Consider the following 15666-nt stretch of genomic DNA (forward strand, 5'->3'; position numbering starts at 1 on the left):
TCACACACGCTCGGCCCGATTCACGCATGGGAGAGTGACGACGTGGCCAAACCCTTCAAGACGCTGGACGACATGGGCGATATCGCCGGCAAGGCCGTGCTGGTCCGCGAGGATCTGAATGTGCCGATGTCGGAAGGGTCGGTGAGCGACGACACGCGCCTGCGGGCCGCCGTGCCGACGCTGCTGGAACTGGCGGACCGGGGCGCGAAAGTGCTGATCCTCGCGCATTTCGGTCGCCCCAAGGGCCAGAAGTCGCCCGATCTCTCGCTCAGCCTCGTCACGCGCGGGCTGAGCCATGTGCTGGGCCGCGACGTGCAGTTCATTCCTGACTGCCAGGGCGAAGCGGCAGCTGCCGGCATTGCGGTTATGCGCGGTGGCGACATCGCCATATTGGAAAACACCCGCTTCCATGCGGGCGAGGAGAAGAATGATCCGGCGCTGGCCGATGCTATGGCCGCGCTTGGCGACATGTATGTGAACGACGCCTTTTCCGCTGCCCATCGCGCGCACTGCTCGACCGAGGGCCTTGCTCATCGCCTTCCGTCCTTCGCCGGTCGTTCGATGGAAAAGGAACTGGATGCGCTCAAAGCCGCGTTGGGCCAGCCGGAGAAGCCGGTCGCGGCGGTCGTGGGCGGCGCCAAGGTTTCGACCAAGCTGGCCGTGCTCGAAAACCTCATTGCCAAGGTCGATCATCTCATCATCGGCGGCGGCATGGCCAACACCTTCCTCGCGGCACGCGGCGTCGATGTGAAGAAGTCGCTGTGCGAGCATGATCTGGTCGATACGGCCAACGAGATTTTCGAGAAGGCCGAAGCAGCGGGCTGCACCCTGCACCTGCCCTATGACGTCGCCGTCGCGACCGAATTCGCTGCCAATCCCGCCAGCTACCGCGTGTGCAACGTGAACGAGCTGGCCGATGGGGAAATGATCCTCGACGTGGGACCGGCCGCCGTCGAGGCGCTCGCGGACGTTCTCAAGACCTGCAAGACCTTGGTGTGGAACGGCCCGCTCGGCGCGTTCGAGCTGACGCCCTTCGACACGGCCACCGTTGCGCTGGCCCGCACGGCCGCGGCGCTGACGGCGGAAAGTTCGCTGGTGTCAGTTGCCGGCGGCGGCGATACGGTCGCCGCCCTCAATCATGCCGGCGTGGCTGCGGATTTCTCGTTCGTCTCGACCGCAGGCGGCGCCTTCCTGGAGTGGATGGAAGGCAAGGAACTGCCGGGCGTCGCGGCGCTTACGCGCGGTTGATCAACGCGAGCGAGCGGGAGCCGTTGGCGCCCGCTCGTTCATCAGCGGAATGATTACGCGGTTGAGTTGATCGAGGTCGAAGGCGCCGGTGGCGGCATAACGAACGCGTCCGTCGCGCCCGATCACGAAGTTTGTGGGGAGCGCGCCCAGATGGCGATAGGGGCCTTTCACCCGTCGAACCATCGGGATGGTCATCCCGGCCAGCATTTTCTTGAGCTTGGGGAGCGGCACGGAATCTTCTGTCGCCACGGCAAAAACGCGCAGCCCCTTGTCCTTCAGGATGTCGTGAAAGGCGTCCAACGTCGGCAGTTCCTTGATGCATGGTCCGCACCATGTCGCCCAGAAATTGAGGACGACGACTTGCCCTTTGAGATCGGCCAGCGAAACCGAGCTTCCATCAGCCAGCATCAGCGTGAACGCTGGCGCTAGGTCGCCCACCTTGATCTTTTGACCGTGGGCTGGCCGGGCCACGCTCATGCCGATGATCGCAATCAGTGCGGCAACGGCCGCGAATTTTGAGCGCATCGATCGTCCCCCCTTCCAACCATCTTTCGTTCCGGGCAGTGCGCCCGTCAAGATGGTTGACCGGCTTGCAATATGCGGCGCAGGCGCGGCATAGGCGTGCCACACAGCACCGCCGATTTTGGCACCACTTCGAAAAACAGGACAGGATGATGCAGGACTCCGACATGACCGAGAAGATTGCCAAGGGGCAGGGCTTCATTGCCGCGCTCGACCAGAGCGGCGGTTCCACGCCCAAGGCGCTGAAGGGCTATGGCATCGAAGAAAACGCCTATTCGGGTGATGAAGAGATGTTCGGCCTGATCCACCAGATGCGTAGCCGCATCATCACCTCGCCCGCCTTCACCGGCGAGAAGGTGCTGGGCGCCATCCTGTTCGAGAAGACCATGGACGGCACCGTGGACGGCAAGCCGACGCCGGCCGCGCTCATCGAACGCGGCGTCGTGCCGTTCATCAAGATCGACAAGGGCCTGGAAGACGAGGCCAATGGCGTGCAGATGATGAAGCCGATGCCGGAACTGGACGCGCTGCTCAAGCGTGCCAAGAGCCTCGGCGTGTTCGGCACCAAGGAGCGCTCGGTCGTCAATCTCGCCAACCGCGAGGGGATTGCCGCCATCGTCAAGCAGCAGTTCGAGATTGGCCAGCAGGTGCTCGCAGCGGGCCTGATGCCGATCATCGAGCCGGAAGTGAACATCAAGAGCGCCGAGCGGGCGCAGGCCGACCAGATCCTGCTGGAGGAAATCCTCAAGGCGCTGGATGCACTGCCCGAGGGTCAGCAGGTGATGCTCAAGCTCTCGATCCCTGAAAAGGCCGGTCTGTTCGGTCCGCTGGTCGATCATCCCAAGGTGCTGCGCGTCGTCGCCCTTTCGGGCGGTTACAAGCGTCCCGAGGCGTGCGCCGAACTGGCGAAGAATCGCGGCATGATCGCCAGCTTCAGCCGGGCCTTGCTGGAGGATCTGCGTCACCAGATGAGCGATGAGGCGTTCAACGCCTCGCTCGCCAGCGCGATCGACGAGATCTACGAAGCCTCGACGGACAAGGTCGCGGCTTGACGCGCACGACGGGGCGGCGCCCAATTGCGCCGCCTGCGGTCTCCACCCGATGACAGAGGAAGGGCGGCTCCCTATCTTGGGCGAGCTGCCCTTTTTCATCTGGAGGATGACCATGACCGCGACGACGACTGCTTTGGACGAAATTCCGCTCAAGACCATCAAGGGCGATGATGCGTCGCTGGGCGATTATGCCGGCAAGGTGCTGCTGATCGTCAACGTGGCGTCCAAATGCGGCCTCACCCCGCAATATGAGGGGCTGGAAGCACTCTACCGCAAATATAAGGACGATGGCCTGGTGGTGCTGGGCTTTCCCGCCAACGATTTTGCGGGGCAGGAGCCGGGCTCCAATGAGGAGATCGAGAGCTTCTGCACGACCAATTTTGGCGTGGACTTCCCGATGTTCGAGAAGGTGGTCGCCACCGGGCCGGACAAGCACCCGCTGTTCGCGGCCCTGACGCAGGCGCAGCCGGAGGCGCGCAACGATGGCGCGTTCCGTGAGCGTCTCAAGAGCGGCAACCGCACGCCGAACGATCCGCCGGAACTGCTCTGGAACTTCGAGAAATTCCTCGTCGGACGCGATGGCACGGTGCTGGCGCGCTTCTCGCCGGATACCAAGCCGGACGATGGCGACCTCGTCGCTGCGATCGAGGCGGCCTTGTCGGGTTCCGCCGCCGCCGGTTGACCGCGCGGCCACCGGGCTTATGGGGGCGGAATGACCGAGACCACACAGGCGCTCAGCCTTCCGCCCTGCCAGCTCTACCTGATCTCCCCGCCGGTGATCGGAGAGGATTTCGCCGCTCGCCTTGCCGAGGCGCTGGACGGCGGCAGTGTCGCCGCGTTTCAGCTTCGCCTCAAGGGCGTGAGCGAGGATGAAGTCGCGCGGCTGGCCGAACCGCTCCAGCGCCTCTGCGCCGAGCGGGATGTCGCCTTCATCGTCAATGACAGCATCGCGCTGGCCCAGCGCCTCTGCGCCGATGGCGTTCATCTGGGGCAGGGGGACGGGGATCCTCGCGAGGCCCGGCGCGTGCTCGGCCCCTCGGCCCAGATAGGCGTGACCTGTCATGACAGTCGTCATATGGCGATGGAAGCCGGGGAAGCTGGGGCTGATTATGTCGCCTTCGGGGCCTTCTATCCTACCACCACCAAGGAGGTGAGCCACCATGCGGAACCGGACCTGCTGCGCTGGTGGTCGTCCATCTTTGAAATTCCCTGCGTCGCCATCGGCGGCATCACTGCCGACAATGCAGCGCCGCTGGTCGAGGCTGGCGCCGATTTTCTCGCGGTGAGTGGCGCGGTGTGGAACCACCCTGATGGGCCGCGCGCCGGTGTTGCCGCCTTCGCGAAAGTGCTTGGGTGATCCTGACACGCGGGCTTTCCGCCCTTGGCATCGCGGCCCTGTGTGTGGCGGCGGGGCTAATGGGTGCGCCCGCTGCGGCCGGTGAACCGACCGAGACCGCCCAGATCGTCCTCCCATCCAGCCTGCCGATTGCGCGCGATGGCTGGGTGACTGACGCCGCGGCGCTGTTCACGCCCGATCAGCGGCACCAGATCGAGCGCCGGCTGGTAGGGCTGCAGGCCGCGACCGGGCGGGAGGCCATCGTCGTCACGGTGCCGTCCCTCGATGGGCAGGACATTGCCGGCTATGCAAGCGAGCTTGGCGATCGCTGGGCCGTGGGTGCGCCGGGGGCGGAGGGGATCGTGATCCTGCTCGCGCCGAGGGAACAGCTGGTCCGCATCGCGGTCGGGCAGGGCCTTGCCGCCGCCATTCCGGACGATGACTGCCAAGCGATCATCGACACGGCCATGCTGCCACAGTTTCGCAACGGGCTTTTCGAGGCCGGTCTGGTCGCCGGGATCGCCGAACTGGAAGGCCGGCTCTAGCGACGTCGGATCAGGCGTCGCCGACCACCATGTCCCTGGTCGGCTCGCCCGAATGCTTGAGCATGTCTGCGATGAAGATTTGCATGTTGTGCAGGGACTCATCGTAATTCTTGTCGATCACCGACATGCGGACAAGCAACCCGTCGGCGAGATAGCCGGCGATATTGGCCTTGGTCATTGCGATGCGCTGCGCGAGCCAGCTCTGCGGGAAGTCGGGGCCGATCCGCGTCCAGTACAGGATGTTCTCGTTGCGCGAGCCGAGCACCGCCGTCACCGACCGGGCCGGAATGATCATTTGGCGGCCGGCCACATCAACCGGCAAATCCAGTGACTCGCTGCGATCGATTGAGAAACCGCCAGCATAATAGCATATTTCGGGCCGGTGGAGCTGGACGTTGTTCAACTGCTTGCTGTTGTAAGCAGCCAGGAACATCACGCCCACGCCCTTGGAATTGACGTAGGTGCGCGTGAGAATGTGCTGATAGAGCTTGTCGGCCAGGTCGCTCTCTGGCGGCAGCACGAGCTCGCTGACGGGCAGCGTCTTCCAATCGCCGAATGCCTTGGGGAACAGGGCCTCAAACTGCTTGTCGGAGAGGTCGCGGTAACGCTGATGCGGCTCGCGCGCGATGGCAAGGCCGCTCACGGCCAGCATGGCGCCGCCCATGAGGAGATGGCGACGGCTGAGCGAGCGCCGCGTGGGCTCGCTCTCATCCGAAACTGAATTCACGTCGTCCGCTGCCACTGCACCCTCATTCCTTGGCTCTGTCGCGCAGAATAGCAGCTAAGAGCGGATTTCCAAACTGCAAGCGCGATAGCGGCAAATTCCTGCCAAAGCCTTTCTGACTCGGCCTCTCCGTGCGTCCAGCACAGGCCCGGATGCCTGCCTTCTTGTCTTAACCGGCGGATTTCGTTAAGGAGCCGCTGTTCCGGCGCGGTTGTCCAACTGCCCGGGCGCCCTGACAGTCCTGGATTTCACTGTCCAAGGATAGACGCTGGTCGGCGAGGTTTCGCCCACCGGCGCTTTGTGCGTTGCGGCGTTTTGGTTGGTTTTTCAGCGGCTTCGGCTGCAATGAGGTGGTGATGTTCGATAGTCTGAGCGATCGGCTCGGTGGGGTGTTCGAGAAGCTTCGGGGGCGCGGTGCGCTGACCGAGGCGGACGTGCGCGCTGCCATGCGCGAGGTCCGAATCGCCCTGCTGGAAGCCGACGTCGCCTTGCCGGTCGTGCGCGCGTTCGTCGACAAGGCGACCGAGCGCGCGGTGGGATCGGACGTTCTGCGTTCGGTTACGCCGGGGCAGATGGTCGTCAAGATCGTCTCCGACACGCTGACCGAGACATTGGGCGCCGAGACCAGCGAGTTGTTGATCGACGTGACGCCACCGGCGGTGATCATGATGGTCGGCCTGCAGGGCTCGGGCAAAACCACTAGCACGGCCAAGCTCGCCAAGCGCCTCAAGGAAAAAGAGCGCAAGAAGGTGCTGATGGCGTCGCTCGACGTTAATCGCCCGGCGGCACAGGAGCAGCTGGCGGTTCTCGGCATGCAGACCGATGTCGCGACGCTGCCGATCGTGCCCGGCCAGCAGCCGGTGGATATCGCCCGCCGCGCGCTCCAGTCCGCGAAGCTGCAGGGCTTCGACGTGCTGATGCTGGACACGGCTGGCCGCCTGCACGTCGATCAGGCGCTGATGGACGAGATGAAGGCGGTCGCGGATGTCGCGACGCCGGCTGAAATCCTGTTGGTCGTCGACAGCCTGACCGGCCAGGACGCGGTCAACGTCGCCAAGAGCTTTACCGAGCAGGTGCCCCTGACCGGCGTCGTCCTCACCCGCATGGACGGCGATGCGCGCGGTGGTGCCGCGCTCTCCATGCGCGCCGTTACTGGCCAGCCGATCAAGTTCGCCGGCACCGGCGAAAAGCTCGATGCCATCGAGCCCTTCCATCCCGCGCGGGTCGCGCAGCGCATCCTCGGCATGGGCGACGTCGTCAGCCTCGTCGAGCGCGCGGCGGAATCGATCCAGCAGGAAGATGCCGACAAGCTGGCCAAGCGCATGGCTGCCGGCAAGTTCGATCTCAACGATCTGCGCGCGCAGCTCAGCCAGATGCAGCGCATGGGCGGCCTCGGCATGCTCGCGGGCATGATCCCCGGCCTCAAAAAGGCGCAGGCGCAGATGACCAATGCCGGCGTTAACGACAAGACGCTGGTTCACCTCGATGCACTCATCGGCTCGATGACGCTCAAGGAGCGTGAGCGCCCGGAACTGCTCAACGCCAAGCGCAAAATCCGCGTGGCCAAGGGCGCGGGCCTGCAGGTGCAGGACGTCAACCGTCTCCTCAAGATGCACAAGGAGATGGAAACCGCCATGAAGAAGATCAAGAAAATGGGCGGTCTCAAGGGACTGGCCAAGATGTTTGCGGGCGGCGGTAGCGGCGGCGGGCTGGGCGGTTTGCTCGGCGGTGGCGGCGGTGCGCCGGGAGCGGGGCAGGGCGATCTCAGCGCCCTCAAGGGACTTCCGGGGATGCCGGACATGCCCAAGCTTCCGCCGGGTTTTCAGAATTTTCTCAAGAAGTAACGTAACGAATTTCAGGTTCAGAGTTCAGAAGAAAGGTAAGGTAAGTTACAGATGGCAACCAGCATTCGCCTGTCGCGCGGTGGCTCCAAGAAGCGCCCCTATTACAAGATCGTGGTGACGGACAGCCGCTCGCCGCGCGATGGCCGCTTCATCGAGCGCATCGGCAGCTACAACCCGCTGCTCGCCAAGGATGACGAGAAGCGCGTCGTGCTCGACACCGAGCGCGCCAAGCACTGGGTGAGCGTCGGCGCCCAGCCGACCGACCGTGTCGCCCGCTTCCTCGATGCCGCAGGCGTCAAGGAGCGCGCTGCGCGCAACAACCCCAACAAGGCAGAGCCGGGCCAGAAGGCCAAGGACCGCGCCGAGGACAAGGCCACCAAGCTGGCCGAGGCCGAGGAAGCCCGCAAGGCTGCGGAAGAAGCCGCCAATGCTCCGGCTGAAGAGCCGGCTGCTGAAGCCCCCGCCGAGGAAGCACCCGCTGCCGAGGCTGCCGCTGAAGAGCAGGCCGAGGGCTGATCTTGCCAGGGGATCGTCCCGTCACGCTCGCGGCTGTCATCGGCGCGCATGGCGTGACGGGGGAAGTGCGTCTCAAGCTCTTCGGCGATGGGCCGGAGAGCTTGAAGCGCTACAAGAGCTTCGAGGCGGGCGGTCGCACCCTCACGCTCAAGACGGTGCGCGATGGCTCGAATGGCGCCGTCGCGCGCTTTGCGGAAATCGCCGATCGCAATGCCGCCGAAGCCTTGCGCGGCGTGGAACTCACCGTTCCGCGCTCAGCGCTGCCCCCGCTCGAACCCGGCGAATATTATCATGTCGATTTGATCGGCCTGCCATGCGTCGCCGAATCGGCCGAAGCGGTGGGGACGGTCGTGGCTGTCGAGAATTTCGGGGCCGGTGACGTCATCGAAATCGAGAAGCCCGGCGGAAAACGGTTCATGGTCCCCATGCAGCCGGAAGCGGTGCTCGACTGGAACGAGGAAAGACTTGTCCTGAGCAGCCTTTTCCTTGCAGACTGACAGGACATTCCGCTTCGGCGGATGAGGACGGGCCTCTTGCTTGCCCACATGGATCGGTCTCGATCGATCACCTCCAAGAGCGCAGGGCCGCATGAACGCGATTGTTTTGGACAATGAGGGTATTGGCTGCCTGCCCGCGCCGGATTGTCCGTTGTGCGGCGAATCGGGCACTCAGCACTATCGCGATCTGCGCGATCCGATGTTCGGCGCGCCGGGACGCTGGGGGCTGAGGATCTGTCGCAACCCGCACTGCGGCTCGGGGTGGATCGACCCCATGCCCACGCCGCAGAGTCTGGCGACGCTCTATCAATCCTACCACACCCACGACCAGGCGCCGGTGATCGTGGCGCCGGAGGGGGCCGCCTCGCATGCGCCGGCTCTGCGCTATCGACTTCTGGGCCTGCTGCCCTGGTGGAAGCATCACTACCAGTCGGGCCTCAATTACTTCGCGCACCGTAAGCCCGGCGTCATGCTGGATGTCGGCTGCGGGTCCGGCGGGTTCCTGCGGTCGATTGTCGAGGCGGGCTGGAGCGCCGTCGGCATCGACTTCGATGAACAGGCGGTCGCTGTGGCGTCGCAGGTGCGCGGCGCACAGGTCTTTGCGACCGATATTTTCGATCCGCGATTCGATGGGAAAAAGTTCGACGGCATCCTGCTCGACAATGTCATCGAGCATGTGCCCGAGCCGGGTCGCACGATCGCGCGGTGCAGTGAATTGCTCGCACCCGGCGGGCGGCTGGTGATGATCACGCCGAACGTCGACGCGCTAGGGCACCGCCATTTTGGCGAACATTGGCGGGGGCTGGAAACGCCCCGGCATCTGCATCTGTTCACCAGGCGCGCCCTGAGAAAACTCGCGGTCAGCAATGGTCTGCGGTCTGCCAAGGTTTTTGCCAAGCCCAGCTCGCGGCAGTTCAATTTCATGGTGGGCGCGTCGGAAGAGATCATGCGGACGCGCGGGCTGCGCACGAGGCGCTGGCCGGTCGCGAAACGTCTCCTGCGGGTCAAGTCTCTTTTCTCTGCGCTTCTGGGCGGTGGCGAGGCCGAATTTCTGGTGTGTATCGCCGATCGTCCCGCACGTCCCAAATCCCGCTGATCGCTTTTAAATCATGACCTTCACCGCACAGATCCTCACTTTGTATCCGGAGATGTTTCCCGGGCCGCTCGGCATTTCGCTTGCCGGTCGGGCGCTGGGGGAGGGGGCGTGGTCCTGCGCACCCATCCAGATCCGCGACTTCGCGACGGACAAGCACAGGAGCGTGGACGATACGCCGGCAGGCGGCGGGGCAGGCATGGTGCTGCGCGCCGATGTGCTGGCACGCGCTGTCGATCATGCGCTGGATGCGCGCCCGGACCTGCCGGTGCTTGCGATGACGCCGCGCGGCACGCCGATCACGCAGGCGCGGGTTCGCAGGCTGGCCGAGGGGCCGGGCGCCACGATTTTATGCGGGCGCTTCGAGGGTTTTGACGAACGCCTGTTCGAAGGGCGGCCGATCGAACAGGTGTCGATGGGCGACATCATACTCTCGGGCGGAGAAATCGGCGCTTTCATGCTGCTGGATGCTTGCATTCGCCTGCTTCCCGGCGTAATGGGCGCGGCTTCTAGCGGTGTCGAGGAATCGTTTGAGAACGGCCTCCTCGAATATCCGCAATATACCCGACCCCAGGAATGGGAAGGGCGTATGATCCCTGAAGTGTTGCGATCGGGGGATCATGCGAAGATCGCCGCCTGGCGGAAACAATGGGCGGAGGATGACACACGGTTACGCAGGCCGGACCTCTGGGAGCGTTACAGGAACGCTCGGGACTGACCTGCCTCTGGCGCGCGACGCAGACGAAGGAAGACAGGACAGATGAACCTGCTGCAGACCATCGAGGCGGAAAACATTGCCGCCATCTCCAAGGATATTCCGGATTTCCGTCCGGGCGACACGCTGCGCGTGGGCGTGAAGGTCGTCGAAGGCGACCGCACCCGCGTCCAGAACTTCGAGGGCGTGTGCATCGCGCGTTCGAACAAGGGCATGGGCTCCAACTTCACCGTGCGCAAGATCAGCTTCGGTGAGGGCGTTGAGCGCGTGTTCCCGCTCTACTCGCCGAACGTGGACAGCGTCACGGTCGTCCGCAAGGGCGTCGTGCGTCGCGCCAAGCTCTATTATCTGCGTGGCCGCACCGGCAAGCGTGCGCGTATCGCCGAGCGTCGCGACACCCGCGAAGAGGCATAAGCCTTACGGGCGCGGTGACGCGCCCAAAGCCATCAGGCGATGGCGAGCGATCATCCCGCGGGATGATGTGAGCGGAGGCCCCAGGGCCTCCGTTTTCGTCTGTGGGATGCTGGCATCGCGCCGCATTTGCGGCGGGCCGGGGAAAGTTCGCTTTCTATTCTCGCCTGGCGCCGCCATCATGGCCCGATGAGCCAAGCCGATGCGATCGCGCTGGAGAGCGTTGCCAAGAGTTTCGATGGCGGTCGGACCTTCGCCACGCACAATGTCGATCTGCATATTGCAGCGGGCACCTTCGTGGCGCTCGTGGGCGCCTCCGGCTCGGGCAAGACGACGCTGCTCAAGTGCATCAACCGGCTGATCGAGCCGGACCGCGGTATCGTCCGCATCCACGGCGAGCCGGTGAATGACCGGCCCGCTTATGAAGTGCGGCGGGAGATCGGCTATGTTTTTCAGGGTATCGGCCTGTTTCCGCATCTGAGCGTCGCCGAGAATATCGGCCTGACGCCGCGCCTGCTCGGCTGGCCGGCGCAGGATATCGTCCACCGCGTAGGCGAGCTGCTGGCGCTGGTCGACCTGCCCGAGGATTATGGCGTGCGCATGCCCGATGCGCTCTCGGGCGGTCAGCGGCAGCGGGTCGGGATCGCGCGAGCGCTGGCGGCAAGACCCGGCATCTTGCTGATGGACGAGCCATTCGGGGCGCTCGACCCGATCACCCGCGACACGCTCGGCCGCGCCTGCCGCCGCCTGCACGAGACGCTGGGCCTCACCACCGTGCTGGTGACCCATGACGTCTTCGAGGCCGTGCTGCTCGCCGACCGGATCGTCATGCTGGAGGGCGGCCGGATCATTGCCGACGATACCCCGCACCGGCTGCTGACCGATCCGCCCAATGAGGCCGTGCGCGCGCTGATGGCGATGCCGATGCGGCAGGCCGAACAGGTCCGGCGCCTGATCGCGGCCGGGCCGGAGGGGACCGACTGAGCGATGGACAGCTCCCTCTCCAGCGCCCTGCGCGTGCTGCCGGAATATCTGGGCTTTCATGTGCTGCTGAGCGCGGCCGCGCTGGGGCTGGGCATTCTGCTCAGCCTGCCGCTGGCCATCGCCGCAAGCCGCAGCCCGCGACTGCGCTGGCCGGTCCTTTCCTTCGTCAGCCTCGTACAAACCATTCCGGGGCTGGCGCTGATGGCGCTGTTCTACCCCCTATTGCTAGCGCTCTCCCTGCTCTCTCTGCGGCTGACCGGGCAGGGCTTCTCGGCGCTCGGCTTCCTGCCTGCGCTGCTGGCGCTGACCCTTTACTCCATGCTGCCGATCGTACGGAACATCGTCACCGGCATCACCACCCTTGATCCGGCGCTGATCGAGGCGGCGCATGGCGTCGGCATGACCGACCGGCAACGCCTCCGGCAGGTGGAGATGCCGCTGGTCGCGCCGGTCGCCATGGCCGGGGTGCGGACCGCCGCCGTCTGGGTGATCGGCACCGCCACGCTGGCGACGCCGGTCGGGCAGACCAGCCTTGGCAATTATATCTTCTCCGGCCTGCAGACCGAGAATTGGGTGTGGGTGCTGTTCGGCTGCGGCGTCTCTGCGGCGCTGGCGCTGGCCGTGGATCAACTCCTCGGTCTGATCGAGACGGGGATCGCCCGGCGCGCGCGCAGGCGCATCTGGGCGGGGGCGCTGATCCTGTGCCTCGGCATCGCCACGGCGGCGGCCAGCGTGTTCGCCCCGGCAACGAAGGGCGGCTACGTCATCGGCGCCAAGAACTTTACCGAGCAATATATCCTGGCCGATCTTATCGGCCAGCGGCTGGCGGATGAGGGCGGCACGGCCACCGTGCGCAGCGGGCTGGGATCGGCGGTGGTGTTCCGGGCGCTCGCGCAGGGCGATGTGGACGTCTATGTCGATTATTCCGGCACGGTCTGGGCCAATGTGATGGGCCGTACCGATCAGCCGGGGCGCGCCGCGATGCTGGCGCAGATGGCGGAGTGGCTGAAGCGCGAACATGGCGTGACGCTGGTCGGTCCGCTCGGCTTCGAGAATGCCTATGCGCTGGCGATGCGCGCCGACAAGGCGCAGCAACTCGGCATCCGCTCGATTGCCGACCTCGCGCCTTACGCCCCGCGCTTTGTCATGGGCGGCGATTTCGAGTTCTTCACGCGGCCGGACTGGACCGCGCTGACGCAAGGCTACGGCCTGCGCTTCGCGCGGACGCGCGAATATCAATCCACCTTCCTATATCGGGCGGTGAAGGATGGGGATGTCGATGTGATCTCCGCCTTTTCAAGTGACGGGCGCATCGCGGCGGACAATCTGCTGGTGCTCGCTGACCCGCTGGAGCGCATCCCGCCCTATGACGCGATCGTGATGGTGGCGCCCGGCCGCGAGACGGATGCGCGGCTGATGGCGGCGCTCAAACCGCTGATCGGCGCCATTCCGGTCGAGCGGATGCGCGCGGCCAATCTGATGGTCGACCGCCCGGATCGTCCGGTTGCCCCGGCCGTCGCCGCCCGGTGGCTGATGGAGAGGAACGCAGGGCAGGGCGACCAATAATCGCGGCCCAATCATCGCCCGCCAATAATCGGAGGGCGGCCTACCTTTACTCTTGGCCGGCTGCATCAAAACTGATAGCGGACCTTTCCACGCACCCGTAGCTCAGCTGGATAGAGCGTTGCCCTCCGAAGGCAAAGGCCACTGGTTCGAATCCAGTCGGGTGCACCAAAATCTCACAATTTTGATCGCTGCTTGTGGTGCAGCCTTTCGATCACCTTCGCACTTGAGAGTTCGCGGCGCGCGTCGCTGCCGACCCAGCGTGCGGTCTTGTCGTCCGATGTGGCGAGCTGCTCCGCGAGCGCCAGGGCCGGCTGGTGACAGGCGAGGTTGCGTTTGCCGATGTTGCGCAGCGCCCAGTTTACCGCCTTGCGCACATAGTTTCGCGCGTCCTGCGCATGGTGCGCGATCAGGGGCAGCGCGTCCATGAAGGTTGCGTCCGGCTCGGCCTTGCGATGGACCGCCACGCCGGCGATCATGGCAAAGGCAGCGCGGCGGACGAACTCGCGCTCGTCGGCGGCGAACAGGGGAATGAGCGCGTCAAGCCCCGCTTCCACGAACAAGTCAGCGGCGATGTCCACGATCTCCCAGGACTCGAAATCGTCCGCCCATGCGCGGGCTTGCTCTGTCGTCAGCTGGGCCGGCTCGGCGGTGTAGATCGCCAGCACCCGCGCATCGCGAATGCCAGTCTGCCACAAGGCCATCGCGCGTTCATGGTTAGGGCCGATCTGTTTGGCGATGCCCTGCAAAACCGGGTTGCTCAGCCCCAACGCATTATCGGTACGAATGCCGACCCGCTGCATGCCGGCAAGTACTGGCTCGGAGGTCATGCTTTGCATGGCGGCAACGATCTCCGGCACCGATGATGCTTGGGTGAGGGGGGCGGGCATGAGTTGAGATCCTGTATTGGGAACGTTGCGAGGTCGCATCTAGGCCGCCTGCTGCATTCGCTCTTTGATGGGGCGCAGGCGCATGTCCCGATCTGGTGCGGTCCTTCCCGTAGCCGTCATCATGGTTAATCAAATGTAATCATCCTGTCATTCGCGCCTCCGATAGGCGGGCGACCTCCATGGGGGAGGGCATGATTCGGAGGTTGCCATGAAGATGATGTTTCTGCGCGCGGGCATTGCGATGTTCGCCTTTTCTGCTGCGTCTTCCCACGCGGCTGGCCTGCTCGACAACTATGTCGTCGGCTTCAGCAAAGCGATCGACACCAAGGAAGCCAGCGCGGTTGCTTATAACTGGGACACGCGCACGCTGATGGTCACCAATGATGAGGAAGAGGATGACGGCACGAACATCTGGGGCGAATATGATCTGAACGGCAACAAGACCGCCACCATCATCCTCTCCGGCTGCCTTTCGCTCGGCTCCTCCCAATGCGACGCCGAGGGTCTTACTTATGTGGGCAATGGCCAATATGTCGTCGCCGAGGAACGCTATCAGGATATCGCGCTGCTCAGCCAGACCGGCGTGGACGGCACGACCCGCACCTACACCGCCTATCCGGATGCGCCGACGATCAGCGTCGGCCCCGATGCCGGCAATAGCGGCCTGGAGGGCATTGCCTACAACAAGGTGACTGGCGACTATTATGGCGTGAAGGAGCGCAGCCCGGAGACGATCTGGAAGATCTCCGGCGCCAATTTCGGCACGGAGACGGCGACGGTCACCGAGCTGTTCGATATTGCGGCGCTGCCGGGCCTCGACCGGCTGTCTGACATTGCGGTGCTTTCCAATGGCATCTTCTCCGCGACGCCGTTCGGCGATAATCTGCTCATCCTCAGCGGCCGCTCGTTCAACCTGCTCGAGGTGACGCAGGCCGGCCAGGTCGTGAGCAGCTATGATCTCTCCGGCTTCAAGTCGCTGGTCGACCCGGCCAACCAGGGCGGCAAGTTCGAGGGCCTGACCCTCGACGATGCCGGCAACATCTACCTCGTGAGCGACGATGGCGACGGGCCGAACCAGTCTTATCTGGTGAAGCTCAGCTATGCCGGATCGGTGCCGGAGCCTGCGACCTGGGCGATGATGCTGGGTGGCTTCGCGCTGATCGGCAGCACCATGCGGCGGCGCAAGGTCGCACGCGCTTTCAGCTAAACGCAGCGGGAACGGGCGTCGCGGGCAGACCGCGGCGCCCGCTTAGATCAGAGAGGGACTTCCCCCTCGTCGCTGCCGTTCCAGTAATGGATGCGACGGGCGCGGACCTGGATCATCACCAGATCCGGCGTCTCGATGCCCTGCTCGAACCAGCGTTCGAGATCCTTGTTCCAATGCTCGGCAAAGCGCGCCTTGTCGCGGATCAGCTCCGCTCGACCCTCGACGGCGATGAACAGCGGCGGTCCGCCCAGCAGGCCGACCGCGCCCGTGAAGGTAAGGCCCACCTCGGGATCGCGCTCGATATCGGCGATGGTGCGCGCCGCCTCATAGGTGAAGAAGAAGCTGTCGCCGCGCCAGGCGACCTCACCATTGTTGCTCATCGGCCGGCTGGCCAGGGCGCCGCCCTCCGTGCGCGTGGAGAGCATCCCGAAATCGATCTTGCCCATCTTCTCGGACAGGTCATCGAGCGTCATGTCAGCCATTAAGGGCCTCCTGGAGAAGCCGGACGAGAGCGTCCGG

18 protein-coding genes and 1 tRNA gene are annotated in these 15666 nt (G+C 64.7%); 15 read left to right on the forward strand and 4 right to left on the reverse strand.

The genetic code is table 11. The features are described from left to right. Positions 1-42 precede the first annotated feature (42 nt). The gene (locus M2332_RS15875; RefSeq protein WP_264574801.1) at positions 43-1248 is read left to right on the forward strand and encodes a phosphoglycerate kinase; all 1206 of its coding nucleotides are present in this window, start codon (positions 43-45) and stop codon (positions 1246-1248) included. Here M2332_RS15875 and M2332_RS15880 read toward each other — a convergent pair whose 3' ends face one another. Beyond that, on the reverse strand, positions 1249-1773 hold the full coding sequence (locus M2332_RS15880) for a TlpA family protein disulfide reductase (RefSeq protein WP_264569848.1): 525 nt from the start codon (positions 1771-1773) through the stop codon (positions 1249-1251). A 149-nt stretch (positions 1774-1922) separates the two neighbouring features. On the opposite strand from M2332_RS15880, the gene M2332_RS15885 reads away from it, so the two are divergent. From M2332_RS15885 to M2332_RS15900, 4 genes are all read left to right on the forward strand, one after another. Next, positions 1923-2822 carry a fructose bisphosphate aldolase gene (locus tag M2332_RS15885; RefSeq protein WP_181561363.1) on the forward strand — a complete coding sequence of 300 codons (900 nt, stop codon included), beginning with the start codon at positions 1923-1925 and terminating at the stop codon, positions 2820-2822. A gap of 112 nt (positions 2823-2934) precedes the next feature. Continuing rightward, positions 2935-3504 carry a glutathione peroxidase gene (locus tag M2332_RS15890; protein ID WP_181559172.1) on the forward strand — a complete coding sequence of 190 codons (570 nt, stop codon included), beginning with the start codon at positions 2935-2937 and terminating at the stop codon, positions 3502-3504. 30 nt (positions 3505-3534) lie between these two features. After that, positions 3535-4179 (forward strand): thiamine phosphate synthase, encoded by a 645-nt coding sequence (thiE, locus tag M2332_RS15895; protein WP_264574802.1) that lies wholly within the window; start codon positions 3535-3537, stop codon positions 4177-4179. Next, complete coding sequence (locus M2332_RS15900) at positions 4176-4703, forward strand: TPM domain-containing protein (protein ID WP_264574803.1); 528 nt, start codon at positions 4176-4178, stop codon at positions 4701-4703. Before thiE ends, M2332_RS15900 begins: the two co-directional genes overlap by 4 nt. A gap of 10 nt (positions 4704-4713) precedes the next feature. On the opposite strand, the gene epsI is transcribed toward M2332_RS15900, so the two are convergent. Next, positions 4714-5445, reverse strand: coding sequence for an exosortase-associated protein EpsI, V-type (epsI, locus tag M2332_RS15905; protein ID WP_264574804.1), 732 nt, complete (start codon positions 5443-5445; stop codon positions 4714-4716). A gap of 338 nt (positions 5446-5783) precedes the next feature. Between epsI and ffh the strand changes: the two genes are divergently transcribed. The 9 genes from ffh to M2332_RS15950 all read left to right on the forward strand — a co-directional run bounded on the left by ffh (position 5784) and on the right by M2332_RS15950 (position 13221). Beyond that, a complete protein-coding gene (ffh, locus tag M2332_RS15910) occupies positions 5784-7271 on the forward strand; it encodes a signal recognition particle protein (RefSeq protein ID WP_264574805.1) in 1488 nt (495 codons plus the stop codon). 51 nt (positions 7272-7322) lie between these two features. Beyond that, the gene (gene rpsP / locus M2332_RS15915; protein WP_264574806.1) at positions 7323-7787 is read left to right on the forward strand and encodes a 30S ribosomal protein S16; all 465 of its coding nucleotides are present in this window, start codon (positions 7323-7325) and stop codon (positions 7785-7787) included. 2 nt (positions 7788-7789) lie between these two features. Continuing rightward, entirely contained in the window at positions 7790-8284 is a 495-nt protein-coding gene (rimM, locus tag M2332_RS15920; RefSeq protein WP_264574807.1) for a ribosome maturation factor RimM, read from the forward strand. A gap of 91 nt (positions 8285-8375) precedes the next feature. Continuing rightward, positions 8376-9380, forward strand: coding sequence for a class I SAM-dependent methyltransferase (locus M2332_RS15925; protein ID WP_264574808.1), 1005 nt, complete (start codon positions 8376-8378; stop codon positions 9378-9380). Between the two features lie 13 nt (positions 9381-9393). Continuing rightward, entirely contained in the window at positions 9394-10095 is a 702-nt protein-coding gene (trmD, locus tag M2332_RS15930; protein WP_264574809.1) for a tRNA (guanosine(37)-N1)-methyltransferase TrmD, read from the forward strand. 42 nt (positions 10096-10137) lie between these two features. Further along, entirely contained in the window at positions 10138-10506 is a 369-nt protein-coding gene (gene rplS / locus M2332_RS15935; protein WP_181559181.1) for a 50S ribosomal protein L19, read from the forward strand. 186 nt (positions 10507-10692) lie between these two features. Next, the gene (locus tag M2332_RS15940) at positions 10693-11487 is read left to right on the forward strand and encodes an ATP-binding cassette domain-containing protein (RefSeq protein WP_264574810.1); all 795 of its coding nucleotides are present in this window, start codon (positions 10693-10695) and stop codon (positions 11485-11487) included. 3 nt (positions 11488-11490) lie between these two features. Continuing rightward, positions 11491-13053, forward strand: coding sequence for an ABC transporter permease/substrate-binding protein (locus M2332_RS15945; protein ID WP_264574811.1), 1563 nt, complete (start codon positions 11491-11493; stop codon positions 13051-13053). A 91-nt stretch (positions 13054-13144) separates the two neighbouring features. Then, positions 13145-13221, forward strand: a tRNA-Arg gene (locus M2332_RS15950). Between the two features lie 5 nt (positions 13222-13226). Here M2332_RS15950 and M2332_RS15955 read toward each other — a convergent pair. After that, positions 13227-13940: a DNA alkylation repair protein gene (locus tag M2332_RS15955; protein ID WP_264574812.1), complete on the reverse strand. Its 714-nt coding sequence runs from the start codon at positions 13938-13940 to the stop codon at positions 13227-13229. 208 nt (positions 13941-14148) lie between these two features. On the opposite strand from M2332_RS15955, the gene M2332_RS15960 reads away from it, so the two are divergent. Beyond that, positions 14149-15147 (forward strand): SdiA-regulated domain-containing protein, encoded by a 999-nt coding sequence (locus tag M2332_RS15960; RefSeq protein WP_264574813.1) that lies wholly within the window; start codon positions 14149-14151, stop codon positions 15145-15147. Positions 15148-15194: 47 nt separating this feature from the next. On the opposite strand, the gene M2332_RS15965 is transcribed toward M2332_RS15960, so the two are convergent. Beyond that, the gene (locus M2332_RS15965; protein ID WP_264574814.1) at positions 15195-15629 is read right to left on the reverse strand and encodes a pyridoxamine 5'-phosphate oxidase family protein; all 435 of its coding nucleotides are present in this window, start codon (positions 15627-15629) and stop codon (positions 15195-15197) included. Positions 15630-15666: the final 37 nt, after the last annotated feature.

It is taken from the genome of Sphingobium sp. B11D3A (assembly GCF_025961695.1).
In the GTDB taxonomy this organism is placed as follows: Bacteria; Pseudomonadota; Alphaproteobacteria; order Sphingomonadales; family Sphingomonadaceae; genus Sphingobium.

Excerpts from the sequence above, each read along its gene's own strand:
- M2332_RS15890 (WP_181559172.1), top strand. The coding sequence starts at position 2,935 with ATGACCGCGACGACGACTGCTTTGGACGAAATTCCGCTCAAGACCATC.
- ffh (WP_264574805.1), top strand. The coding sequence starts at position 5,784 with ATGTTCGATAGTCTGAGCGATCGGCTCGGTGGGGTGTTCGAGAAGCTT.
- M2332_RS15880 (WP_264569848.1), bottom strand. The coding sequence starts at position 1,773 with ATGCGCTCAAAATTCGCGGCCGTTGCCGCACTGATTGCGATCATCGGC.
- M2332_RS15940 (WP_264574810.1), top strand. The coding sequence starts at position 10,693 with ATGAGCCAAGCCGATGCGATCGCGCTGGAGAGCGTTGCCAAGAGTTTC.
- thiE (WP_264574802.1), top strand. The coding sequence starts at position 3,535 with ATGACCGAGACCACACAGGCGCTCAGCCTTCCGCCCTGCCAGCTCTAC.
- M2332_RS15885 (WP_181561363.1), top strand. The coding sequence starts at position 1,923 with ATGCAGGACTCCGACATGACCGAGAAGATTGCCAAGGGGCAGGGCTTC.
- M2332_RS15965 (WP_264574814.1), bottom strand. The coding sequence starts at position 15,629 with ATGGCTGACATGACGCTCGATGACCTGTCCGAGAAGATGGGCAAGATC.
- rplS (WP_181559181.1), top strand. The coding sequence starts at position 10,138 with ATGAACCTGCTGCAGACCATCGAGGCGGAAAACATTGCCGCCATCTCC.
- trmD (WP_264574809.1), top strand. The coding sequence starts at position 9,394 with ATGACCTTCACCGCACAGATCCTCACTTTGTATCCGGAGATGTTTCCC.
- M2332_RS15955 (WP_264574812.1), bottom strand. The coding sequence starts at position 13,940 with ATGCCCGCCCCCCTCACCCAAGCATCATCGGTGCCGGAGATCGTTGCC.
- M2332_RS15925 (WP_264574808.1), top strand. The coding sequence starts at position 8,376 with ATGAACGCGATTGTTTTGGACAATGAGGGTATTGGCTGCCTGCCCGCG.
- rpsP (WP_264574806.1), top strand. The coding sequence starts at position 7,323 with ATGGCAACCAGCATTCGCCTGTCGCGCGGTGGCTCCAAGAAGCGCCCC.
- M2332_RS15960 (WP_264574813.1), top strand. The coding sequence starts at position 14,149 with ATGAAGATGATGTTTCTGCGCGCGGGCATTGCGATGTTCGCCTTTTCT.
- M2332_RS15945 (WP_264574811.1), top strand. The coding sequence starts at position 11,491 with ATGGACAGCTCCCTCTCCAGCGCCCTGCGCGTGCTGCCGGAATATCTG.